This window comes from Methylomonas fluvii (assembly GCF_014850975.1).
GTDB lineage: Bacteria > Pseudomonadota > Gammaproteobacteria > Methylococcales > Methylomonadaceae > Methylomonas > Methylomonas fluvii.
Map to the genome: position 1 here is coordinate 1,855,411 of NZ_JACXST010000001.1, position 25,051 is coordinate 1,880,461.

At 53.0% G+C, this 25,051-nt stretch carries 10 protein-coding genes and 3 pseudogenes; 9 read left to right on the top strand and 4 right to left on the bottom strand.

Annotated elements, in window-relative coordinates:
* Nucleotides 1–88: 88 nt before the first annotated feature.
* From EBB_RS08780 to EBB_RS08795, 4 genes are all read left to right on the top strand, one after another.
* Nucleotides 89–325, top strand: coding sequence for a septum formation initiator family protein (locus EBB_RS08780; protein ID WP_306789996.1), 237 nt, complete (start codon nt 89–91; stop codon nt 323–325).
* A 3-nt stretch (nt 326–328) separates the two neighbouring features.
* A complete protein-coding gene (gene ispD / locus EBB_RS08785; protein ID WP_192393353.1) occupies nt 329–1,024 on the top strand; it encodes a 2-C-methyl-D-erythritol 4-phosphate cytidylyltransferase in 696 nt (231 codons plus the stop codon).
* The gene (gene ispF, locus EBB_RS08790; RefSeq protein WP_192393354.1) at nt 1,021–1,494 is read left to right on the top strand and encodes a 2-C-methyl-D-erythritol 2,4-cyclodiphosphate synthase; all 474 of its coding nucleotides are present in this window, start codon (nt 1,021–1,023) and stop codon (nt 1,492–1,494) included. Before ispD ends, ispF begins: the two co-directional genes overlap by 4 nt.
* A gap of 186 nt (nt 1,495–1,680) precedes the next feature.
* Nucleotides 1,681–2,723 (top strand): IS3 family transposase gene (locus tag EBB_RS08795; protein WP_192393355.1). Its coding sequence is split into 2 segments (ribosomal slippage): nt 1,681–1,942 and nt 1,942–2,723, totalling 1,044 coding nucleotides; the frame shifts between segments, so codons are not numbered across the junction.
* A gap of 27 nt (nt 2,724–2,750) precedes the next feature.
* Here the strand turns inward: EBB_RS08795 and EBB_RS08800 are convergent.
* Nucleotides 2,751–4,022: pseudogene (locus EBB_RS08800) on the bottom strand (IS256 family transposase).
* Nucleotides 4,023–4,249: 227 nt separating this feature from the next.
* Between EBB_RS08800 and EBB_RS26845 the strand changes: the two are divergent.
* Nucleotides 4,250–4,480: pseudogene (locus tag EBB_RS26845) on the top strand (phage integrase); the annotation flags it as partial.
* Between the two features lie 161 nt (nt 4,481–4,641).
* Nucleotides 4,642–5,124 (top strand): annotated as a pseudogene (locus tag EBB_RS08805) (ATP-binding protein); the annotation flags it as partial.
* Nucleotides 5,125–5,247: 123 nt separating this feature from the next.
* Here the strand turns inward: EBB_RS08805 and EBB_RS08810 are convergent.
* The 3 genes from EBB_RS08810 to EBB_RS08820 form a co-directional block, all read right to left on the bottom strand.
* Nucleotides 5,248–8,265 carry an EAL domain-containing protein gene (locus EBB_RS08810; protein ID WP_192393356.1) on the bottom strand — a complete coding sequence of 1,006 codons (3,018 nt, stop codon included), beginning with the start codon at nt 8,263–8,265 and terminating at the stop codon, nt 5,248–5,250.
* A gap of 61 nt (nt 8,266–8,326) precedes the next feature.
* Nucleotides 8,327–15,256, bottom strand: a complete 6,930-nt coding sequence (locus EBB_RS26435; RefSeq protein ID WP_192393357.1) for a cadherin-like domain-containing protein — start codon at nt 15,254–15,256, stop codon at nt 8,327–8,329.
* A gap of 87 nt (nt 15,257–15,343) precedes the next feature.
* A complete protein-coding gene (locus EBB_RS08820) occupies nt 15,344–21,169 on the bottom strand; it encodes a DUF4347 domain-containing protein (protein ID WP_192393358.1) in 5,826 nt (1,941 codons plus the stop codon).
* Nucleotides 21,170–21,539: 370 nt separating this feature from the next.
* Here EBB_RS08820 and EBB_RS08825 point away from each other — a divergent pair, with 370 nt between their 5' ends.
* From EBB_RS08825 to EBB_RS08835, 3 genes are read left to right on the top strand one after another with little or no spacing between them, the layout of a single operon-like run.
* Nucleotides 21,540–22,406: an HDOD domain-containing protein gene (locus EBB_RS08825; protein ID WP_192393359.1), complete on the top strand. Its 867-nt coding sequence runs from the start codon at nt 21,540–21,542 to the stop codon at nt 22,404–22,406.
* Nucleotides 22,407–22,412: 6 nt separating this feature from the next.
* Nucleotides 22,413–23,303, top strand: coding sequence for an HDOD domain-containing protein (locus tag EBB_RS08830; RefSeq protein ID WP_192393360.1), 891 nt, complete (start codon nt 22,413–22,415; stop codon nt 23,301–23,303).
* Entirely contained in the window at nt 23,293–25,041 is a 1,749-nt protein-coding gene (locus EBB_RS08835; protein ID WP_192393361.1) for a GAF domain-containing protein, read from the top strand. The genes EBB_RS08830 and EBB_RS08835 overlap by 11 nt, the downstream gene beginning before the upstream one ends.
* Nucleotides 25,042–25,051: the final 10 nt, after the last annotated feature.

The window sequence follows — 25,051 nt, forward strand, 5'->3', positions numbered from 1 at the left end:
TAGCCCTAAGCGGTAGCGAAGGGCGTAACCCAACCTACATTGTTGAGAATTCGCTATAAAAACCCTGATCGCCATCATCATCCTATTAATCGTTCACTTCCAGTATCGGTTGTGGCTAGGTGATGCCAGCGTCTCGCAGATTAGCGATTATCGAGAACGCCTGGATACCCTGACCAAGGAAGCTCAGGAGAAAAAGGAACGCAACGACTCCTTATATGCCGAGGTACTGGATTTGCGCCGTGGCTTGGAAACCATCGAAGAACGCGCCCGCTATGAGCTGGGCATGATCAAGGAAAACGAAACTTTCTTTCAAGTGCTTGAGTAGAGCATGAATCAAATTCCTAAGTGCTGGGCGGTAGTCCCGGCAGCCGGCGTTGGCAAACGCATGCAAGCCGACCGTCCCAAACAATATTTGCCGCTGGCCGGCAAGACTGTCATCGAACATACCTTAAACCGCCTGTTGCAATCCGGCGCGTTTCAAGCGGTGGCTGTTGCCATTTCGATTGAAGATCCATATTGGCCTGAATTGGCGATGTCCAAGCATCCGCATGTGATTACCGCGCCGGGCGGCAAGGAACGGGCCGACTCTGTGTTGTCCGCGTTGAAATCCTTGCAAGGCCGGGCCGCCGAAGACGACTGGGTGCTGGTGCATGACGCCGCCCGGCCTTGTCTGACGGCTTCTGATATTCATCTGCAAATTGACACGCTAAAAGACGATGCAGTCGGCGGCATTCTGGCGTTGTCTTCACACGACACGCTGAAGCACGTCGACGGCGACACAATTACCGCAACGATAGATCGCAAACATGTCTGGCGGGCGTTGACGCCGCAAATGTTCAAATACGGCATGTTGCGCGATGCCTTGCAGCAAACCGAAGGCAATCCGGCCATTACTGACGAAGCCAGCGCGCTGGAACTGTTGGGTTTTCAACCGAAGATCGTCGAAGGCCGTCCCGATAACATCAAAATCACTCGGCCGGAAGATCTGGCGCTGGCGCAATTTTACATGGAGCAACAAGCATGATCCGAGTCGGCCAAGGCTACGACGTCCACCGTTTCACCGACGGCGACCACATTATTTTGGGTGGCGTGAAAATCCCTTACGAAAAAGGCCTGGAAGCCCATTCCGACGGCGACGTGGTGCTACATGCGCTGGCTGACGCCATCCTCGGCGCGGCGGCTTTAGGCGACATTGGCAAGCATTTTCCGGACACAGATCCCGAATTCAAAGGCGCCAACAGCCGCGTATTGCTGCGCCACGTGTACAAAATCGTCCAAGAAAAAGGCTACAAATTAGTCAACGCCGATGTGACCATCATCGCCCAAGCCCCGAAAATGCTGCCGCACGTGCCGGACATGCGAGCCAACATCGCCGCCGACTTGGTTGTCGATGTCGATTTCATCAATGTCAAAGCTACCACCACCGAGAAACTGGGCTTCGAAGGTCGCAAGGAAGGTATCGCGGTGCAGGCGGTGGTGTTGATTGAGAAATAGCGTTGCCTGCCTATTACCATCATGATCCGTTTGAATTGTTCCGGCATCAGGTTCGGCTCTCAACTTGACGAAAAACATTTATTTGAGTGGGTCAGTGAAGTTTCCTGCTTTTTACGGGGTAATCCCCCCTGAAAAAAGCAGCGTTTAAAAGTAGAATTTTCTCGTAACAGACGAAGGAAGTTTTACATGAAGACCTCACGATTTAGTGACAGCCAGATTCTGGCGATATTGAAGCAAGCGGAAGCCGGCACGCCCGTACCGGAGATCTGTCGTGAACACGGCGTTAGCTCTGCCACGTTTTACAAATGGCGCTCCAAATATGGCGGCATGGATGCGTCCCTGATGGCTCGCCTAAAAGAGTTGGAAGACGAAAACCGGCGGCTGAAGAAAATGTATGCCGAAGAACGGCTGAAGGCCGACATCATCAAGGAAGCCCTGGAAAAAAAGGCCTAACGCCATCTTGCCTCCGCGAGATGGCGCAACCCCTGATTCAGGCCAAGCGGGCCAGTCTTCGGTTGGTGTGTGCGGCTTTAGGCATCAGCCCGAGCGGTTATCGCTATCGGTCAAAGCGCTCGACTGAAAACGCCGAAATTGCCGACTGGCTGCTACGCCTGACCGCCACGCACCGTACCTGGGGATTTGGATTATGTTTTTTATATTTGCGCAACGTGAAAGGCTTTCGTTGGAATCACAAACGGGTCTATCGGATTTACCGGGACCTGGAACTCAACCTGCGCATCAAGCCCAAGAAGCGCTTGGTACGGGAAACCCCGCAACCCTTGACGGTCCCGGATCACATCAATGCCGTGTGGTCGATGGATTTCATGCATGATCAACTGGCTGACGGGCGGGCTTTCCGTTTGCTCAACGTCATTGATGACTTTAATCGGGAAGGTTTAGGCATTGAAGTGGATTTCTCGTTACCGGCTGTGCGGGTCACCCGCACATTGGATCGCATCATCGAGTGGCGTGGAAAGCCTGACGCCATTCGCTGTGACAATGGACCGGAATATATCAGCGAGATTCTAAAAACCTGGGCCGAGCAACAGGGTATCCAGATTAACTATATCCAACCGGGCAAGCCGCAACAGAATGCCTACGTTGAACGTTACAACCGAACGGTGCGTTACGAATGGCTTGCCCAATACCTATTTGAATCGATCGGGCAGGTTCAAGATTTTGCGGAGCACTGGTTATGGATCTACAATCATGAACGGCTGGAGAAATAGTCAAATCTGGTGTATAGGCAAATTGAATCAGGCGGCGATCTGCTGATTTTCTGCGGCTTTATCCGACTCAGTAATGACAGCAATGCCATCCTGAAATCGAATGCCGTTGATCACATCCGGTAGTTGTTTAAATCCGCGTATCTTGCGCCAACTTTTTTCGGCGGTCAGTGCCAACTGGAACACTAGGCCTAGCAGCGAATGCCGTGACACGCAGTTCTTGGTCCGCGTTGTCCGATGGCGAATGGTCGCAAAGCTCGATTCGATCGGATTGGTGGTGCGGATGTGTACCCAGTGTTCAGCGGGAAAATCGTAAAACGCCAGTAACGATTCACGGTCTTTTTCCAGAATATTGACCGCTTTGGGGTATTTGGCCTCAAAGTCACGCCGGAAGCTGTCAAAGGCTTTGCTGGCATGGTCTTTGGTTTCTGCCAGCCAGATATTTTTCAAGCCAGCCTTGGCTTTAGCCTGAATCGAATCCGGTAATGCAGCCAGCACATTCGCCGTTTTATGCACCCAGCAGCGTTGCGTCCGTGTCTGCGGCCAGGTTTCATTCACCGCCGCCCAGAAACCCAGAGCCCCATCGCCGGTGGCCAGTTTCGGCGCGTCCTGTAAACCGCGAGTCTGCAAATCTTGCAACACGCTCAGCCAGGATGCCTTGGATTCTCGATAGCCATCCGAGAGCGCCAAAAGCCGCTTTTCACCGTGCTCATTGACACCAATGATCACCAACAGACACAAGCGGTCATCTTCGCCGCGCAGGGTCGAATAAATACCGTCGGCCCACACATACACATAGCGCTGATTCGACAAATCCCGCCGATGCTAGGCTTGATAATCCTCGGCCCATTGCGCTTTCAAACGACTGACCACCGCTGGCGACAAGCCTTTCGCCTCTGTGCCCAGCAGGACCGACAAGGCGTCCTGCATGTCACCCGTCGATATACCGCGCAAATACAGCCAGGGCAATGCCGCTTCCACCCGCTTGGCCTTGCGAACATACGGCGGCACTAGCGACGAGTTGAACTTGACCCCGCCGCCAGAACGATCTCGAACCTTGGGGATTTTGACCGTCACGTTACCCACACCCGTCACGATTTCCCGCTCCGGCAAATAGCCATTACGCACCACCGTTTGTCGGCCCCGTAAATCGGTCACCTTGGCATATTCGCCCAGAAACGCTTGTAACTCCGCCTCAACGGCCTGTTGGATCAAGGCCTTAGCGCCCATCTTCAACAAATCTGTCAAAGGGTCGTTGAGCGCACTAGCGCTATCCCACTCTTTTGCATTATCTTTACTCATGGCGTCTCTCATTTTGCTGGTATTCGATCTCGACAATCTCATTTCAGCAGAGGGCGCCACCTTTCTTCAAGTCCGGCTGTACTCCAGATTTAGTTATAACTCATGAACGGCCCAACATGGCTATTGGCGGCATCACTCCAAAATAAAAGTCGGCACTCGCCGCTTAACCTCTACTTTTAGACTCTGCTCAAAATGGGGGGATTACCGTATAATCAACGGGCCAGCTTCTAAACTCCGGCCAAGATAGTTATCAGCGTATGATTCAAGCTAGTGCAAAAATGGGTAATCCTGTGATGACTGTTTTTAAGCTGGTTGTTTTCATCGAATATCGGTCTACTCGCATAACTGAAGGTACAAAGCCAGCAACTCTTAATCGTGAGCTTCAGACGTTCAAAGCTGTTTTTAATGATCTGATTCGTTCTGGTCAATACGATGGGAAAAATCACTTTTCTGCTATTAAGCAAATCCGCTCTTCTGAGCCAAAGACCGTTTTTTTATCTACTGACCAGATAAAAAAGCTCTTCTCATACCTCGAAAAAAGCGATTCAGATGCTTACCTTGTTGCGTTGGTCTGTCTTGCTACGGGTGCTCGGTGGGGTGAGGCTCAGGGCCTGACCTTACGGCTCTCGGTGTCAAAGCCATTACCGACTACGGCAAGCGAGTACGATTTTACTCGACGATTGATTTGGTCACCCAGCTTGAACGAGAAAAAGCGACCGGCAATCAGGGCAAGTTGGCGTACAGACTGATGCAAGTGGACTTAGTCATTCTGGATGAACTGGGCTATCTGCCGTTCTCTCAGGTCGGCGGCGCCTTGTTGTTTCACCTGCTGTCGAAACTGTACGAGCGCACCAGTGTGGTCATTACCACCAATCTAACCTTTGCCGAATGGTCCAGCGTGTTCGGCGATGCCAAGATGACCACGGCGTTGCTGGACAGGTTGACTCACCATTGTCATATCATCGAAACCGGCAATGAGTCCTACCGCTTTCGGCACAGCACCGAGCAAGCCAAGGTAAGAATACAGGCTCGGGAGAACGCTAAGCGCGGCGGTAGTAAAAATCCATCGAATGAGGACATGTCAGCGGAGAATAACGTCTAAATAATCCATGGAAATGGATAATGAAACTTCCTTCCCATTATCCGTTTCCGTTACACTTATCCGCGGCCGGCCACTCAAAAAACCGGCTCCATCCCCTAGTCAAATTTCAACCGGTACGGGTGATCAAATTTCTCCCGGCGCCAACAGTGTTAGGTTTTTTCCTGTTCCTTTGCTAAACATTTTTACTATCTCTTCAGCAGGAACGGGTTTGCTGAGCAAATAACCTTGAATTTCGTCGCAGCCGTATTCAGCCAAAATATGGAATTGGCTTTGGGTTTCTACGCCTTCGGCGATCACTGTCATGTTCATGGAATGGGCGATGTTGATCAACATCTTGACGATTTTTTGATCGTTCTCGTCTTGGCAAATATCGATGATGAACGATCTATCGATCTTTAGGCTGTTTACCGGTAGGTTTTTTAGGTAGCTCAAAGAGGAATAGCCAGTGCCGAAATCATCAATGGATATTGCAATACCCCGGCTGCTAAGCCGTTTTAAGGCCGTCAATGCCGCCTGGAAATTATTCATCAACGTGGTTTCCGTCACTTCTAATTCCAGTTGCCTTGGAGCGATCTGGTATTCCGCGATGATTGCGAGGACTTTTTCAACAAAATCGTCTTGTTTCAATTGCACAGCCGATAAATTCACGGCAATTTTGCGATTCATAAAGCCCATCTCTTCCCACTGTTTGAGTTGCTGGCAGGCCGTTCTGATGACCCATTCACCCATCGCCACAATTAGGCCTCGTTGTTCGGCAAAATCGATAAATTCAAACGGTGCAAGTAGTCCTTTGCTGGGATGTCGCCACCGAATCAAGGCCTCCACTCCCACGACAGCTTGGGTGGCGATGTCCATTTTGGGTTGGTAAAACAATTCCCACTCTTGGTTTTGAATGGCCCTACGCAATTCTTTATCCAAGTGCAGATGTTTGATGGAGAGTTCCTGCATCTGGTTGTCAAAAAACTGGAAGCTGGTTTCAGATGATGTCTTTTTACAGAATGTTTTGGCCGTGATGGCATTGTTGATTAGGTCATCAACCGAATTCGCATCGCCCGGATACACGCTGATGCCGATGTGGCCGGTGATATAGATACTGTTGCCATCAATCTCGGCTGGGACGGCTAAAGCATCCATCAGACGCTCCACCATCCAGGTAACCACGTCCTTATTCGACAATTCCGGAATTAACACTGCAAACACGTCGCCGCCGATTCGGGAAAGCGTCAAACGTGAGATGTCGTCGCTTTTTCTGAAAGTGAGATTCAATCGGTCGGCAATGTCTTTCAAAATCTTGTCGCCGACCGCCCGGCCTAGGGTTGCGTTAATCATGCCGAACATACCGATATCGACCACAAATATCGCAGCCAAATGGCTATATCGATGGCCTCTCTCAATAACCTGATTGACCCGGTCGTAAAATAAAACCTGATTGGGCAAGCCGGTAAGTGGGTCGTAGTGTTTGGAATAATCCAGCTCTGTAGAGATTTGCGAGGCTATTTGTTCAAGTTCATCAACTCTCATCTGCAATTTTGAGACTTTACTGTCGTCCTTAGCCACTTCTGTTTGAGGTGCAGGTAGATTTTTTTCGGTCGGCTGTGGGTCGGGTTTAACTTTTTCCGCAAATTCGTTTTGCAGTTGCCAGCGCACGACGCGGTTCCGCCCCGATTCCTTGGCAACATATAACGCTTCATCGGCAAAGTTATTCAGTTCGCTCGGGTCCTCCGGTTGGTCTAGGATGCTGGCGACCCCCAAACTGGCGGTGACCCAGGGTCCGGTTTCGTAACGGGCGACCGATTCGGATTTGATACGCAAGCGAATACGCTCTGCCACCGTAATGGCTTCGTCTACGCTTAAACCCGGTAGCACGATGCAAAACTCTTCGCCACCGTAGCGGCCAACCAAATCAATTTTGCGGGTGTTGGTGGTTAAGATTTCGGCGAGCAATTTGATGATGACATCACCGGTGGCATGGCCGTAATTATCGTTAACCAGTTTGAAATGGTCGATGTCGACCATAATGCAGGATAGCTCCAAATTGTTTTGCAGGGCATCGGCAAACGCTTTTTCAAACAGTTCGTTAAATGCCCGCCGATTTAAACAGCCAGTCAGAGAATCTCGGGTGGCGAGAAAGTGCAATTCCTTGTTTTGCTCTTTAACCTGCGCTTGGCTTTCTTCCAACTTGCTGACCATGGTTTGCAATTTGGTATTGCGTTCTTCTATTTCGGTGATGTCATCTAGCGTGATCAACACGCCTTGAGGGGTATCGTTGCCGGCAAGAATGGGCGATGCATTGATCACGAATTTAAATGTGTCACTGTCAGGACTAGTCAGTTTTAGATGTGCGCCAATCGAACTTTTGCCGGTTTTTAAAACAGTTTGCCAGGGCAGGTAGGTGGCGGCAGTCGAATCGTCAGCGCTTTTCCATTTTAATTGCGAGGCCTTTTTCCCGAGCAAAGCGGTCATAGGGCTGGCGATTTTTTTCAGAAAGGCATTGTTGGCCAAGACAATTTGCTCGTGCTCATCAATGATGATGACGCCCTCGGCCAGCGTATCGAAAGCTGCGTTGACCCGGTCGGGGATCACTGCACTGGGGTCGAGTGCTTTCAAGGTTCTGAGCATGAACGCCAGGTAAATAAAAAATCCGACGATAAAAAAGAATATCGCCATTTTAAAACTGGGGTGCTCAAAAAAATCCGAGGCGGATTCGCCGGCTATTGGCGCGAATTTAAATTCAATATCCCCCCATTTTTCCGAGTCGCGGAAAATAGGCACCACCAAATGCGTGGACGTGGATTTTTGACTATCGTAATCGGCCCATTCCTTAACGTGATCGTTGACTTGAAAAATTAATTGGTTGTTTTGCAAGCGGATTCCGGCGGAAAGAATGTCCGGGCTTCTCTTGATCAAAGCATTGAGCATTCGCTCAATGCGGCGTGGCTCTTGATCGGGGGCGATGGTGGAAAATTGAATGGCTAGTGCTTCGCTGACTTGTTTGCGCGACTCCAACATAAACTTGGATTTATCCGGCATGAATCCCAACATTTCTGCCGTAAACAGCAGGCAGATATTCAGCAGTACCAAAGCCAGGCTGATGCGCATTGCCGGCAATAAAACTCCAGCCGTCTTTTTTAGGGTGTCCATGATCTTAAATGATGCGATGGCGGAATGATTAACCGAAACTCAAGCAAATAGTTTCTGATAATCACGGGGTGTCTTCAGAGTCGGAGGATACTGAGTCAAACTCATTAGCTTCATTGTCGTTTGCCAGCTTTGATTTTTTGACTGACCTCATTATAGGTAATGGATCAAAGCGTTTCAGTAAGGGCACCGTGGACATAAAGCTGGCCATTAGCGACCCAGCCCGCAAGATCCAGCTGACAAATCCGGCAGTGAGGCCGGCGCTGGTCCCCAGAATGATTTTAATATTTACCGGATTGGCGTCTGCCACGACCGATGGATCGCTCATTTGCTTGCGAATGTTTTCCAATCTATCCCAAAATTCCATTTCTTCTTGTTCGCTTAGAGTAGTCTGGCTATCAATCCTGTATTCATCGACCGATGGAGTTCTGGACTGAAAGTGGTATTTTCGGCTATTTTCGCTGCTGCGTTGTGCTTCGTTTTTATTAGTGTCTATCAGTCCGGATAACCGAGGGCTATTTCCATCATTAATCCATGCGGTGGATTCTAAGATAAATTGATTGCCTGTGGCCTGGTTATCTGGACGTGATTCACGGGCTAACTGATCGGCATGGGGGTTTAAATCAACAATGACCGCAAATTGATCGGTGGAAACGTGGTGACTTGTTGAGATATGCGTTTGAACGTCGCCTCCCTGATTTTTATCATTCAAACCATTTTTTTGGTTATAAATGATGATGTCACTAAAAGTATCCGTAGTATCGGTAGATGCAACATAGTTAATGGTGGCGGCCATTGTGGTGGAGCCCGCTAGTCCGTCGTTGGCGGTGAGGCTAAAACTCGGCGCCGTTTGACTGTTGCCATCGTCGATGAATTGCACTTGGTTGGCTGCTAACTGGGCGCTAGTAAAGCCAGTGACCGGTAATCCTGCACTGGATGCCAATTGAAAATACCCACCCGTTACATCGCCGACCGTGTAATTAAAACTGTCACTATCCGGATCGGTTACCCCAAAATTGGCCGCGCTAAGCGTGACCGTTTTCCCCTCGCTTACCGTCAAGCCCGGATTGTTGATGACCGGTGCATCATTGATAGCCGTGTAGTTGATCGTAGCTGTCACGGTGTTGGACTCCATCGCCCCGTCACTGACCGTGACCTCAAAGCTCGGCGCCACTTCATTGCCGTCATCGACGAACTGCAACTGGCCGGCGGCCAGCTGAGTGCTGTTGAAACTAGTGACGCTGACACCGGGATTGGTGGTGAGTTGGAAATACCCCCCACTTACACTGCTGAGCGCATAGGTGAAGCTGGCGTTGTCGGGGTCCGTGACACCGAAGTTGGCAGCCGAAAGGGTGACGGTCTCGCCTTCATCCAGCATTAGGCTGGCACTGGTCAGGACTGGCACATCGTTAAGCGCGCTGTAGTTGATAGTCGCGGCCAGCGTATTGGAATTAAGCCTGCCATCGCTGGCTGTAGCGTTGAAGCTTGGCGGAGCCTCGTTGGCGTCGTCGACAAATTGCACTTGATTGGCGGCAAGTTGCGCGCCGGTGAAGCTAGTGATAGCAATTCCGGGTGCGGTTATTAATTGAAAGTAACCCCCTGTCAGCGCGCTGATGGTAAAAGTGAAATCGCTACTGTCCGCATCGCTGACCACAAAATCGGCAGTGTTCAATGTCACCGTCTGGCCTTCGCTCAGGGTCAAATTGGGTGTGCTGAGCACAGGGGCGTTGTCATTGAGGTTGGTTATATTGATCGTGAAGCTTTGGCTATTGGTCGAGCCGTCGGAACTGGTCGCCAACACTGTAATGCTGTGGCTGGTAGCGGTTTCGTAATCCAGCAAACTGCCGTCTGCGACCGTGACCACCCCGGTGCTGCTGTCGATGGCAAAGCGGCCACCGGCATCGTCGCTGAGGCTGTAGCTGATGGTAGCCCCGGCATCGGCGTCGGTCACCAGTGTCGTGATGCCGACCACGGTGCCATTGGCGGCGTCCTCGGCAACCGTATTGACCGCACTGTCAGCGTCGGTCGGTCCGACGACCGGGTTGTCGTCGACATTGGTGACCGACAAGGTCACGGCCTGGCTGCTGTTGAAGGTGCCATCGTTGGCTACGACGTTGAAACTGTAATTGGTTTTGCTTTCGTAATCGGCAGCGGCGTTGAGGGTGGCTTTGCCCGTGGTGGGGTCGATGCTAAACAAGGCGGCATCGGTGCCGCTCAGGCTCCAGGTCACACTGTTGCCGTCGGCATCGCTGCTGGTGGCGGTGTAGACCACGCTGCTGATCGGACTGTTCTCATTGACGCTGGCGGTGTTGGCGGAGCTGATCACCGGGGCGTTGTCGTTGACGGGCGAATAATTGATCGTCGCGGCCAACGTGTTGGAATTCAACGCACCGTCATTGACGGTAACATTAAAACTTGGCGCAACTTCGTTGCCATCATCGACAAATTGCACCAGACCGCTATTCAAATCGGCACAAGTGAATTGCGGGATCGAGTTACCCGCTCCGCTGCTCAATTGGAAGTACCCGCCGCTGACGCTGCCGACTGTGTAGGTGAAACTGGTATTGTCGGGATCGCTGACGCCGAAGTTGGCGGCGGAAAGGGTGACGGTTTGGCCCTCGCTCAAGGTCAGGCTAGCGCTGGTCACAACCGGGGCGTCATTGCTGGCGGTGATGCTGAGTGAGCCTGAGACCACATTGCTAGTCCCGCCATCGCCATCAGTCAGATAACCCTGCAAGGTACGCACCAAACTTGAAGGGGCGTCCGAGACATTTTGATAAGTAATGTTACGGCCCAAGGCTTGCACAGCAGCCGCGTTGGCATTGCTGTTGAAGCTGATAACCAAAGGCGTTGTACCGTCGGTACCGCCGGTGAAGCTGCCGATGACGACCCCACCGTAAGTGACAGTGTTACCCGACACGCCGATTTGTCCACTGGTCGTGCCTTGGTTACGGATTGCCAAACGATCTTCCGCTTGGCCGTTGGCGCTAAACGAAACCACCAATTGGCCGCCATCAAAATTTGTTAAGTCGGCATCGGTTACGGTTGCATAAGGTGCCAATATCACGGCGCCGGCGTTTTCCGGATAACTGACGCTACCGGTTGCAAAACTCAGCACCGGCGCATCGTTAACGGCATTGACGGTTACCGCGACTGTCGCGGTCTCGGTGGCGCCGCCGGACGTCACGGTATAACTAAAACTGGTGGCACCATTACTGTTGGCGGTCGGCGTAAAAGTTAACGTGCCGTTGGCATTCAACGTGACGTTGCCGCCGGTGCTGGCGACTGTTTGACCGCTGCTGATGCTGGTACCGTCTATCGCCGAAATAGACCGGCCTGAATTCTCAAAGGAATCGTTAGCCAACGGAGCGAATGTTACCGGCGTATCTTCATTGGTGGTCACGCTGTCGTCGGCGATGTCTGCGACGGCCGAGATCGAACCGCTGATGGTATCGCTATCCGACAAGGCTCCGCCGCTGCCAGAGTTGCCGTTGTCCGTGGTCACCACGGTGAATGAAACCGCGCCGTTATAGTCGGCCGTGGCTGTAAACACTGGCGCGGTAGCCGCGGACGCAAAATAGGCGTTGATTGAGGTGACATCGCCGGTCAATACCAAGGTGTCGGTGCCGCTACCGCTGATCGAGACGCCGTTAGCCGATGCCGCCGAAAGAACCCCTGCTCCTGCGCTGACCGACAAGGTGGTGGTAACGGTTCCCGAACCGCTGTCGGCGTCTGCTATCACCACCGAACCAAGCATTTGGATCACGGAGTCTTCCGGTACGCTGCTACCGTCGCCGTAAACGGTATTGATCGGTGCATCGTTGACCGCAGTAATGCTGATAGTGGCCACGTCAAAGCCGCTCAGCGCAGCGCCCGAGCCAGTGTTGCCCTGGTCGTTAACGGACAGCGTTAAGGTATCGGTGGCGGGCGGCGTATCTGAGTTGATGGTATAGCTCAACGAACCGCTGGAGCTACCGGCCAGCAGAGTGTTGATTTGGCTTACGCTACCCGTCAACGTGATTGAACCGGTGCCGGAGCCGGAAACGGTAACTCCCGTTGTACCCGCACTGGCTGTCAAAGTGCCGGATACTACCGACACTGTCGCTTGCACACTTGAGCTGCCCGTATCGACATCCGCGATACTCAAGCCTGTGCCGTGCAAGGTCAGGCTGGTTTGTTCGGTAGCGCTGTAGCTGGCTGGGGTAATCGTCGCAGTCGGCGCATCGTTGACCGGATTGACTGTAATTACCTGAGTCGCCGTTGCCACCAAATTGCCGCCGGTTCCGGTATTGCCCAAATCATTGAGGGTAAATTGCATACCGCCCGGCCCACTGTAGTTGACGTCTGGCATGTAGTCGATGTTATCCAAAGCGGTGTTAATCGCCGCGAGGGTGCCACGGAACGTCATTGTGGTATCCGCCGAGCCATCACCAACGGAAAATGTCAATCCGACCAACCCTCCTAAAGTGACGGTGCCGTTGATAGCGGAAATCGTCATCTCCAGATTTGAAGAACCGGCATCAACATCAGAGATCGTGATGGCGTTACCAATCCAAGCCGAAAAACGCTTTACTATGTCTTCATCGGTGGTTCTAGCGCTAACGACATTGATGATTGGCGCATCGTTCACGCCGGTGATGTTTACCGTGGTGCTGCCGGTTGTCGTCAGCGCTGCGCCGCTGCCTTGAGCGCCGTTGTTGACATCGCTGAAGGTCCAGTCGATCTGCACGCTGGCGGGCGGGGTTTCGCTCCAGTTCCAGTAGACGGTGTTACGCATCAACGTGTTGACCCGGGCATTGGTGGCGTTGGCGCCAAACGTGATCTCCATTTGCCCGCCGCTGAAGCTATAGGTGCCGACCTGCACGCCGCCAACGTAAACGTTGGGGCCGCTGACGGTGACGGTAATGCCGTCGAAAGCCAAGGCGTCTTCAGAATTGGCGCCGCCGTGACGAGCCAGGGTCAAAGTTGAACCGTTGAAATTGTCGGTGCCGGACAATTCGGCGTCAAAAATTGACACGTCGGCGTCAAGCGCCACCGCCGAACCGTTTTCGATGAAGGTAGGCGAGTCATTCAGGTTGCTGAATACCGGCGCGTCGTTGACGGCCGTGATATTGATGGTCAGCGTATTGGCCGTAGTATCCAAGGTTAGTCCGCCGCCGTAGCTACTGCCGCTATCGATGATACTAAATAAAAAGCTGGTTGCGGCTGTGCCATTGGCAGCCGGTGTGTAGGTGAATTTTCCGGCTTGAATTTCGGCAGCGCTGATCGCATCCATTTCCTGTACGGCAACGCCGTTTAAATACAGGGTGCCAGCGCCGGGCAGCGATTCAATCCAGACTTGGCTGAGATTGTTGCCATCGGCGTCGGTGAATGGGAAATCGGCGGTGCTAAAGGTATAAGTCGTATCCTCGGTAACCGTGATGGTGCGGTCTTGACCGACCGGCGCGCTATCCGGTGTTGCCGTGACAACAGTATTGGAAAATTCCGAGGTTTCGTAAAACGTCGAGTAACTGGCATCGGTGCGGGTCGCAGTGACGGTAATGTACTGGCCAGTCTCCAAGCGGGCATCGGAAAAATTAAATGACATGCTGGCGCTGCCTGAACTGCCGACCGCCATGTTCATCGCATTCAGAAAGGTCCGACCCTCGCCACTGGCCGTGGTATCCGAATACACTTCGATGCGGTAATAGCTGTTAGCCGCGCCGTTATAGCTGCCGCTAAAGGTCAGATTCGTGCCATTCACGACCGCCCGGGTTAACAACATCGTGTTCAACAGACTGTTCGGGCCGCTATCGACATCGCCCGCGTCGTTCGCGGTGGCGCCGGAGACATCCTCGTTACCGCCGACCAGATTGATGCCCAGGGCCGCATTGGAGTGGATCGAGTTGCCCAAGAACAGATTAGCCGTGCTGCTGTTATTTTCCACACGGATTCCGTTTCGCCCATTGAACGCAATCAAGTTGGCTTGCTGGGTCTGTAAGCCACCGACCAGCGTGCCGTTGGCACCATCAAGAATATAGATACCATCGCTGATGTTGCCGCGATCCAGCGTACCAGTGGCGTCGGCACCGATCAGGTTGCCGGCGATACGCGTTCCGCTGACCACGTCATTGAGTAGAGCGATGCCGCGGAAATTGCTAGAGATGACATTGCCCTCGTTGGCATCATTCACGCCGTCGGCGTCAGTACCGATCAAATTGGCGTTGACCGCTGCTGCTGTACCTCCGCCGAACACCAGGACGCCGACACCGGTATTACCGACAACCGTGCTACCGTCGGCACCCAGGCCTATCAGATTGCTCTGCACCCGATTGTCGCTGACCCCATTACCCAGTTGGACACCAGTGGCGTTGCCTGAAATAACGTTACCAGCGCCCGCTAAACCACTGCCGAGCCAGTTGTCCGAGGCACCGTTCCAGAAAGACACCCCACCTTGAGCATTGCCGAGCGCCACCAGACCGGTGGAATCAGTACCGATATAATTGCCCTGCACGACGTTACCGCTTGTGCCGGCTCCGAGGAATTCAACACCGAACCAGTTATTGCCGGAAATGACGTTGCGCTCAGCCACGTCATTTACGCCGTCGGCGTTGGTGCCGATACGATTGTTGCTTGCTCCCGATTGCATCACTACGCCGCTACGCGCACTGTCGGGGACGGAGCCATCAAGATCCTGCGTACCGGTGATGTCGGTACCGATGTAATTGCCGATTACCACGTTGCCGGTTGCGCCGGCACCGGTCAGCAGAATGCCACGGTTCAGATTACCGGAGATTATGTTCCGCGCCTCGATCGTGGTGCCACCGATGGTGTTGTTGGCGCTTTCGATCGCTATGCCGGGACCGGTATTGCCCAGCGCTGCCGTGCCGGCAGCGTTCGTGCCGATGAGGTTACCGGCGATCAGGGTTCCGCTAGCCTGGGTCGATAGAGTGATTCCAGCCCAGTTCGTTGTACCGCTGACAACGTTGCCCTGCCCAGCCGACGTGCCACCCACGATATTGCCGGCGGCATTGATCCAGATGCCTTGCCCCGTATTGCCGATAGCGGCGGAGCCATCGGCATTCGTACCAATGTAATTGCCCTATATCAGGTTACCGGTACTGGTACCATTGTTGGTGGCGATCAAGATACCATCTCCGCTGTTACCCGATATGACGTTGCGGTCGGCGGCCGTGCTACCGCCGATCAGGTTGTTGCTGGAATTCCAGAGATTGATACCCAAGGCGTTACCCGCCGCACCACTGCCGGTGGCGTTAAGACCGATCCAGTTGCCCGCGATGGTATGGCCGTTACTGCCGGCAATATCAATACCATCGCCGGTAAAGTTTTGAATCACCAGGCCGCGGATAGTGCTGCCATCGCTGCCGCCGTAGAGCTGTATGCCATCCTGCACGCTACCGGCGCCGTTCAAGACAATTGCTGGTCTACTGCCGTTGGCGCTGAAGCTGTCGTCGCTGGTCGCATCCAGCACGACTTGACTGGTAATCGTCAAGGGTGCCGTCAGATTGATGCTATGCACCGACGAACCGCTGATACCGAAATAAATATAATCCGTGCCGGCGGTATTGTTGGCGGCGGCAATCGCCTCCCGCAGCGAGATACCGTCGCCACCGTCGCTGGCGATCAATGCGTTGATCGAACTGGTATCAGCCGAGGCGCTGATGGTGTCCGAGGTGTTGGTGACAACGATAGCGCCGACATGCACATCCAGGATGTCGGTATCGGTTAAAGTGCCACCGGAACCGGTATTGCCTTGATCGCTGGTGGTCAGGGTCAATTGCGCCAAGCCACGGTAATTGTTATCGGGCGTAAAGGTCAGGCCATTATTCAGCGCGGTGTTGATAGCCGCCACTGTGCCGGAATAGGTCATGCTGCCGCTGCCATTGGCGCCGCTGACCAAGGTCAGACCCGTGGTACCGGCCAGAGTCAACGTACCGTGGCTGATGCTTAGCGTCACTTGCACACTGCTGGAGGCTGCATCGACATCGGCAATTTGTAGGGCATTGCCATTGCCGCTGGAAAAGGTTTTGTTGGTATTGACGGCGGTATAACTGTTGGCGGGCAGACTGTTGACCGGGGCGTCGTTGAGGGCGGTGACTGTGATGCTCCGAATCCCTACGTTGCTGGCCGTCGTGCCGTCGGTTACGCTGAAGCTCACGGTACGGCTAGCGGTGGACGGCGCATCGCTGGTGTTTTGATAGGTAACCGAACGCAGCGCGGTTTGGTATTGGGAAACGGTGGCCGTACCGGATAAGGTCAGCGTGCCGGTGCTCGCATTCCAACTGCCGGTGATGCCGTTTTGATCGGTGAACGCCAGCACGTCCTGCCCGCTGGTGTAGTTGCCGGTAATCTGCACCGTGGCGCCGGTCAGGTTGGTGTTGTCGAGATCCTCAAGGGTTAATGTTGAGGTGATGGCTGTAGCGGCACCGTTTTCGGTATAGGCCAGTGCAGTAGCTTCGATGGCGGAAACCACCGGCGCATCATTGACAGCCGTGATGTTGACCGTTGTCGTGCCGCTGCCTGTTAAAGCGCCGCCGCTACCTTGGGCACCGGTGTTGGCGTCGTTTAAGGTCCAGTTTAGTTGCACGCTGGCAGGCGGGGCGTCGCTGGTGTTGCGGTAGGTAATTTGCCGGATAGCCGAATTGGCTAGGGTGTTGGTGGCATTGCTGTTGAACGTCAACAATAATGTGCCGTTGCTGTTTGTGGTGACCGTACCGATAATGTTAGTCGCGACAATCAGATTGCCGCCTTCGGTCAGAGGGCCAAGGCTACCAGTCACACCGAAAACATCCTGACTGTTCGCGCCGCCATTTCGAGCAATGGTCAGCGTCAAGCCATTAAAACTACTAGACGATAATTCGCTGTCGAAAATCTGTACATCGCTATCAAGAACCACACCCGTCGCGTTTTCGGTGTAACTGACAGTGCTGCCGAGGGTATTGCTGGTTGGATTAAAGGTGGTATCCAGCGAACCATCGCTGTTATAGCGAGCTATCGCAAGATCATAAGTGCCGCTCTGCGTCGTGCATCCGGCAACTACTATTTTGCCATCACCCTGCAAGAACAGACGATTTCCGCGGTCATCGGTTGTGGCAGTAAAATTGGTAGTGACTTTCCCGGTACCGCCAAAAGTGGTGTCCAAAGTGCCGTCGCTGTTATAGCGGACAACGCTGAAATCATTACTGGAACCGCTGGTGTAGCCGCTGGTGAGTAACTTGCCGTCACCCTGGATTTTGACATCCTGCGCAAAGTCACTGCCGCTACCAATTCCAACTATGACTTTGCCGGTGCCGCCAAAACTGGTATCCAGGCTACCGTTAGCGTTTAAACGTACCAAGGCATTGTCGCTAGTACCGGCTGCATCAGTAAATCCGCTAAGCAGTATTTTTCCGTCCGATTGCAGGGCAACGCTATAGCTCTGATCCGTACTATTGGTACCTAGATCAACCGTGACTTTGCCTGTGCCATTGAAGCTGGTATCCAACGAGCCATCACTGTTGTACCGGGCGACGGCAAAGTCAGCGTATGTGGTGCTGTTAAAGGCTTGACCAGCCACGACAATTTTGCCATCCGACTGTAACACCATGCTGCGCGCAACGTCGTTACCACCGCTAAAATCGGTATTGATCACCCCCGATGAACCAAAGCTGGTATCAATAACGCCATTGCTGTTAAAGCGCATGAGCATAAAATTGTTTGAATAACTGCCGGCTACCAGAATTTTGCCATCGCTTTGCACTGCAAAGCTGTAGCCATCATCCGATCCAGATAAACCGGATACCGCTTTGCCGGTGCCGTTGCCGAAACTGGTATCCAGTGTGCCATCAGCATTGTATTGCACCAGGGCCACATCATAGCCAAAGCCATTTTCGGCATAACCGACCACCAAAATCTTGCCGTTGGCCAGCACTTTTACATCCTGAGCTTCTTCCGCTCCACTGCCAATGGCTGTAATCACGTAACCGTTTCCGCCGCCAAAACTGGTATCAAGCGTGCCGTCGGTGTTATAGCGGGCCACAGCAAAGTCTCGGGTTCCGGCGCCATCGCTCCAACCCACCAAGATGTATTTACCATCGGCTTGCTGGGTGACCGCATTGCCAAATTGCATGCCGCTCATCACGGAGTAATTGCGGCCGGTGCCAACAGAAAAACTGGGGGCGTCGTTTACGGAATCCACCGAGATAGTGCGCGTTACGCTGTTACTATCGACAGCCCCGTCGTTGACAGTAATTGATATTGTGCGCTCTGCTGTACTGGGATTGTCGGCGGTATTGACGTAAGTGACACTGCGCAATGCGGTTTGATAATTGGCAACACTGGCATTGCCGGTCAGTGTCAACACGCCGGTACTGGCGTTCCAACTGCCGGTGATGCCGTTTTGGTTGGTAAAAGCCAACACGTCCTGGCCGAAGGAATAATTAGCGCTGATTTGCACCGTCGCACTGCTCAGATTGGCGCTATCGACATCGGCAAGTACCAAGCTTGAGCTAATCGCTGTCGCAGCACCGTTCTCGGTGTAAGCCAGAGTCGTGGCTTCGATGGCGGAAATGAGCGGCGCATCGTTGACTGCCGTTACCGTGATAGCCACCGTATCGGTGTCTGTTAATGTCAGGTCCCCGGCTAGTGCGGAGACTTCCACCCCAGTCAAAGCGCGGTTATAAATCCGTGCTTCGTCGATCTTGCCATTGAAATCGTAGGTAGTATCACCGTTTCCGTGCTTGCCTATAAAACTGTTGGTTGCCAGGCTGTAAGCAATGGATGTGGTGTAAGCGGTAGAGGCCACGGCAACGCCGTCGATATAAACCGTTTGGGTATGGGCTGCGCTGTCGATGGTGTATGCGACATGGTGCCAGCCGGTCCCTGCCAAGGTCGTGGTCGCCTCGGTAAATCTGTACGTCCCGCTATCGACATAACTGCCTTTGATTTTGCCGCCGGTATCCAGGCGCAGTATCACGTTGTCACCCAGCGAAATGACTTCCGCGCCTCCGGTGTCGGCAGTCGTCAAGTTTACCCAGGCCGCCAGGGTTACACTGGATGGCTGGCCATAAAGCCCGGTAGTTTGAACATAACCGTCGCCAGCCAAACTCAACACATTGCCTCGGGTAGCGTCACTGACTGCCGTACCGTTGACGACCGAGGCCGTATAGCCTGCCGCCTGACTGCTATCGGTACCCAGAGTGCTGGTGTTCTCGAAAGCGTAACGTCCCAAAAGCCCGGTATCGATATCCAAACTCAACAGTACCGAGTCTTTGGTGGCTACTGTCAGGGTTGCGCCGCCGCTGTATTCGGCAGTGGGCGTGAAGTTTAGGCCATTGAGCGCCGTGTTGATGGCGCTGGCCGTGCCACGAAGCGTCATGGTGCTGTCGGCGGTGCCGTCGCCGGCTACAAAGGTCAAGCCGGTGGTGCCAGCCAAGGTCAGCATGCCGTTGGTGATTGTCAGGGTAATTTGGTTGTTTGAGCCGCCGGCATTTGCATCGGCTATCGTTATCGCATTGCCATTGGCCGATGAGAACACTTTGGCGGTGTCCTCATTCGTCGTTTGTGCTGTGGGTACTGTATTCACTGGAGTGCTGTTTATACTTGCTTTGACAGATACCGCACCTATCGACCAATCGGCAGCAAGTAACGCTGAACCGCTCATCGTTACTGAGCTCGCGCCTTCCTCCACGGAAGAGCCTGCCTTTGCCGTAGACAACAGGGAAGAGCTAGTCCATTGCGAAGTTTGCCCGGTACCCGTTGTATCCGCTGAAATAGCTTTCCAATACTGCACGTCGATAACCAAATCGCCAGTCGCACTGGCGACATTCACCGCGCCTGATCCTCCCAACAAACCGGTAGTGCCGGTGTTGCCAGCGTAAGTGCCGTAGGGCGTCGACTGGTTAACACCGTTAAAGGTCGATGCACCCGCAGCGGCTTCTGTATTTCCGGTAAATGATATAACGACGTTATCGGTTCCCTCTGTGGGGTTGAGCAATGCCCAGATTTCGACGGCGTGATTGGCTGCGGTGCGTCCGACGCGGGTGAGATCGGCGGTACCGTATTTAACGCTGTTGACGCCAGCGTTGCCGTCATCAATGGCAATCTCGACGAATAGCACCCGGTCGATGCCGGCATTCACGGTATGCGACCATGTCAGCTGGCTGGTGCTGGTGCTATTCGTAGATGTCACTGTGCCATTGGCAGTAACTGCCATCAAGCCAGTCCATTCGCTTTGACCGGCGGCGCTGACTACAACTTCGGTCTCGACGTCGCCGGTTTGGTATTCAAGTTGCCAGTCCCCTCCCAAATCCGCACTGCCGGTGGTATCTTCCGACGCCGCGACTTCGGTATTGGTGATGCCGGATAAATACTCGACAAAACTCTGGCCGAACTGCGTTTCAGCGACATTGCAGCCGTAAATCAGCATATCGCCGTTGGTGTTGAATGAATCCCCCCAGGCGCTGATGTCGGTCTGGTTTTGAATTAGCGTATCGAAGTTGAGCTGGCTGTTGCCCAAATCCAGGCTGCCGTCGCTGCCGTGGGAAATGATGTGTACCGCATCCAGATTGTCGCGTTCGGCCAGAACCTGTGAGATTTGTTGAATGCCGTCGGTGCTGCTGTCCAGCGTAATGATTTCCAGATTGTGGTCGGAGACGTCGCTGCTTTTGATGTCGTTTAATAGCGATTCATAGCCCTGGACGCTGGTGTCCACAAACACGATTTCATTGCGGGTGGTTTCGCTCGCGCTAGCTTGAGCGGGGGGCTGCTGAGTGTCGGCGGGCGGTGTCGCGTTGACGTAGGTCGCGTTGGGGTCCATGACCTGTTCGGTCAAAAGCCCCTCGATGCCGCCGGAAAACAGCTGTCGAGACTCCAACTCTTCCAGAATCGGTTTCGAGTGGTAGTGCTTGAGATGCGACTTTGAATTCATGGGCGTTGGAATTTGCAGTTTGATCGAAGAGCATGGAACGCTGATGGCACCTCATTCCATTGATGGTGCCAGAGTTTAGCGATTTCGCTCTAATTATTCTGTGACTACAACAAATAATTCGTAATAGAACACAGATAAGCGTGCTCAAAATGTGTAGTGGTTAAGTGTCGGAGGGTGGATGGAAAAAATGGAGGGCTTGTGGCTTTTATTAACCCCGCCCTTAAATACCGATCACCCCTCGAAGAGTAAACCAACTTGGGTTTCGGCGACCTCAGCCCGAACGGAATACCGGTAGTTTCCTTACTAAAGCTCCGGTTTCCGTTCTATACTTCCGCTTGATTTAAACACTGTCTAATTTGGAGGGACGCCCTTGCTTGATCCTGTCAAGATCGATTCGCAAGCAGATTTGATCGAACACACCTTGCAAGAAATCAAAGGTTTGGTTTCTTTACCCGAGGTATATCAAAAAGTTAGAAATTTAATAGACGATCCTAATTCGGACATAGAGCATTTTGTTGAAGTCGTTGCCAGCGATTCCAACTTAAGCGTAGCCGTGTTGAGAGTCGCCAACAGCGCTTTTTTTGGTTTTCCGGGAAAGATCGACAGCTTGAGTCGCGCAGTCAATATGCTGGGCATAGGGCAGTTACATGACTTGGTTTTGGCTACCTCGGCTATCGGCTCCTTGAAATTACCCAATGACATCATGCCGCTGAAAACATTTTGGCGGTTCAGCCTGTTTTCGGCGGTGCTGACCCGGCTGTTGGCAATCCAGCTAAAAATCCCTAAGAGCGAACGCTTGTTTGTGATTGGATTGTTATATGAAATAGGGCATCTGGTGCTGTACGCAAAGCACCCTGATCTGGCGATGCGCGCGATGGAACTGTCCCAGCATAGCCAGGAATTGCTGCATATCGCTGAACAAAAACTGCTGGGTATGCATTATGGCGAGATCGGTGCCAAGCTGATGGCGCAATGGCGTTTACCGGTGCATTTTCAAGATATTGTGCATTATCAGCCCACCCCTGACCTTGCCCCGGAGCAGCGCAAGGAAACCGCACTGCTGCATCTGGTGCGGGCTTGTGCAGAAAAATATATATCCGGGCACATGGACGCAATCGAGGAGAGCGTATCTGCAGACATTTGGGATATTTTGCAACTCAACGCCGATCAGTTGGCAGACACTGTCGAGCAAGCGTTAAAAGCCGCGACTGAGATGGAAAAGCTTATGTTCAATTAAGCCACTATGAGAGCTGAACAACAATTCCTTTGCGATTTGGCCGAAAAAATTTCGATGCCTGAGGTGTATCTGAAAATCAGGTTGTTATTAGAAAAGCCGGATGCCAGAATCCGCGACTATGTTGCTGTGCTGCAAACCGATTCCATGCTGAGCATCCGCATAATCCGCATGGCCAACAGCAGCTTCTTTGGCTTTAACCGCAAAGCCTATGATCTCTATGATGCGATCAGCTTGATCGGTACCATTCAGTTGCATGATTTGCTGTTGAGCAGTCTTTGCATACGCACGTTTTGCAATATTCCCGACGCGGTGATGGACTTGAAAGAGTTCTGGTTGCATGGCATCGAATGCGGTATCGCCTGCCGCACGCTGGCTAAACTTGCCGGACTACCTGCCGGACATCGTTTTTTTGCGCTAGGGCTGTTATTAGAAATCGGCCACGCGGCGATGTTTGTCAAAGCCCCGGAACAGGCGCTGGACGCATTGATGGCAAGCCGGGAGGAGGGTTTGCCGATTGACGAGCAGGAACGGCTGTTGTTTGGTTTTGATTATTGCCAGTTGGGCTCTGAACTGATGCGTTTATGGCATTTGCCCGAGGTGTATTCGCACATCATCGCTCACCAACTGCATCCCGAACTTACCGATCCGCATTACCGCAACGAAACCTATCTGATTTATCTGGCGCAGCAAGTGTTTGCTGAGCCGGAACAATTTAACCAAGCGCTGAGTGGCTTAAAGGATAGCCATCAACAATTTGCCGCCATCCCCGCCAATTTGAAAGACCTGGTTAGCCAGGAAATAGCCACCCATCTCGATGATATATTTTTGATGTTGTGTCCGCAGAGCATTGTTCTCAGTTCTGCCGGTCAGGACGAGGTTTCCCACCATGAGCGTTAGATTTGCCCAGCAGTGGTTGGAGATAGTCTGCCGCATTGTGCCGCAAACTGAGGCTGCGGCACTGATGGTAACTGATGCGGATGGCAAAACACTGAGACTCTTAGCGAAATGGCCGGAGAACCTTGCCGATGCCGCCGAGCTATCGGCTATTTGCAAACTCACACTGGATAAAAATCAACCCAGTTACATTCCTAATGTGGCGAAGCCGGATCAACGGCAATATGACTTTTTCGGTCTGCCGGTATTTGACGGTTCGGTACTATTAGGCGTGATTGCGCTCAAATTGGAGCATTCGGTTGCTGACCGGCGCGCGGCTGTTTTTGCCACGCTGGAGCAGAGCGTGGAGTGGTGGCGTTTGGCGCAAGGCCGTTTGCAGTTGAACGACGATTTTTACAGTTCGGTAGTCGGTTTGCTGGCTGCTTGTTTCGAGCAAAATAGTTACCGCGAGGTTTTGATTAGCCTGGGCACGGAATTGACGCGCGTGCTGGGCTGCGATCGGGTTGCTATCGGCGAATTCAAAGACAACTACAGCACGGTAGTGGCGATTTCCAACAACGCGCAATTTGACCAGCAAGCCAATCTGTTGCAAAAAATCGCCGACGCGATGGACGAAGCCATCGAACAGGATAGCGTGGTGGTGGTTCCGGATGTCAAATCGGTCAGCATCCAGCGCGCCCATCAGGAAATCGTCCGCAAGTATGGTTATGGATCATTGCTGACCGTACCTATGCTGCATGACGGTAAGTTTATCGGCGCGGTTACCCTGCTACGCAGCGAAGAACAGTCGTTTGCTAAGGAAACCGTTCTACTTTGCCAACAAGCCCTGGCACTGATCTCGCCCTATCTGGCTTTAAAAAAACTCGACGAACAAGCGTTGTCGGTAAAAATCGGCATCAAGCTTAAACAACGGCTGGCCTACCTGATGGGCGTCAAACACTTCAAAGTGAAATTGACCGCGCTGGGTGTGGTGTTGTTTTTGTTGATCAGCTCTGTGTGGCGCAGTGATTTTCGGGTGACCGCCAACGCGGTGTTGGAAGGCAAAATTCAGCGGGTGGTCGCTGCGCCCATTTCCGGATTTTTGCAATCGGCGGCATTACGCGCCGGCGACACGGTGCGGCAAGGCGAACTGATGGCTAGCCTGGACGATGCGGAATTACAACTGGAATTGAGCAAGCTGGACGGACAGCTGCAAAAATTCCGTCGCGAATACCGTGAAGCCTTGTCAGGTGGTGATCTCGTGAAAGTCAGGGTCATCAGCGCGCAAATCGACCAGGCCGACGCGGAAATGGAGCTGACCCGCCAGCAGTTGCAGAAAATCAATCTGGCCGCGCCGTTTGATGGGGTGGTGATTGAAGGCGATTTGAGTCAGAAACTTGGTTCACCGGTCGAACGCGGTGAAATCCTGTTCAAGATTGCCCCGTTGGAGGGTTACCGCATCATTCTGAAAGTGGATGAAAGCCTGATTTCCTATGTTCAGGAAGGTCAAAAAGGCTCTTTGGTGCTGGCCAGTATGCCCAGCCGGACCTTTCCGCTGTTGGTGCAAAAGATTACCGCAGTGGCCAAAACCGATAGCGGCAAGAATGTCTTCCGGGTGGAAGCCAGCCTGGAAAAAGCCCCTGACTTATTGCGGCCGGGGATGGAAGGTGTTGGCAAGATCGAAGCTGGACGCGCTAGTTTGTTGTGGATATGGAGCCACGACATGCTGGCTTGGCTGCGCTTGTGGATTTGGTCCTGGTGAATCGGATGCT

Excerpts from the sequence above, each read along its gene's own strand:
- ispD (WP_192393353.1), top strand. The coding sequence starts at position 329 with ATGAATCAAATTCCTAAGTGCTGGGCGGTAGTCCCGGCAGCCGGCGTT.
- ispF (WP_192393354.1), top strand. The coding sequence starts at position 1,021 with ATGATCCGAGTCGGCCAAGGCTACGACGTCCACCGTTTCACCGACGGC.
- EBB_RS08810 (WP_192393356.1), bottom strand. The coding sequence starts at position 8,265 with ATGGACACCCTAAAAAAGACGGCTGGAGTTTTATTGCCGGCAATGCGC.
- EBB_RS08820 (WP_192393358.1), bottom strand. The coding sequence starts at position 21,169 with ATGAATTCAAAGTCGCATCTCAAGCACTACCACTCGAAACCGATTCTG.
- EBB_RS08830 (WP_192393360.1), top strand. The coding sequence starts at position 22,413 with ATGAGAGCTGAACAACAATTCCTTTGCGATTTGGCCGAAAAAATTTCG.
- EBB_RS08835 (WP_192393361.1), top strand. The coding sequence starts at position 23,293 with ATGAGCGTTAGATTTGCCCAGCAGTGGTTGGAGATAGTCTGCCGCATT.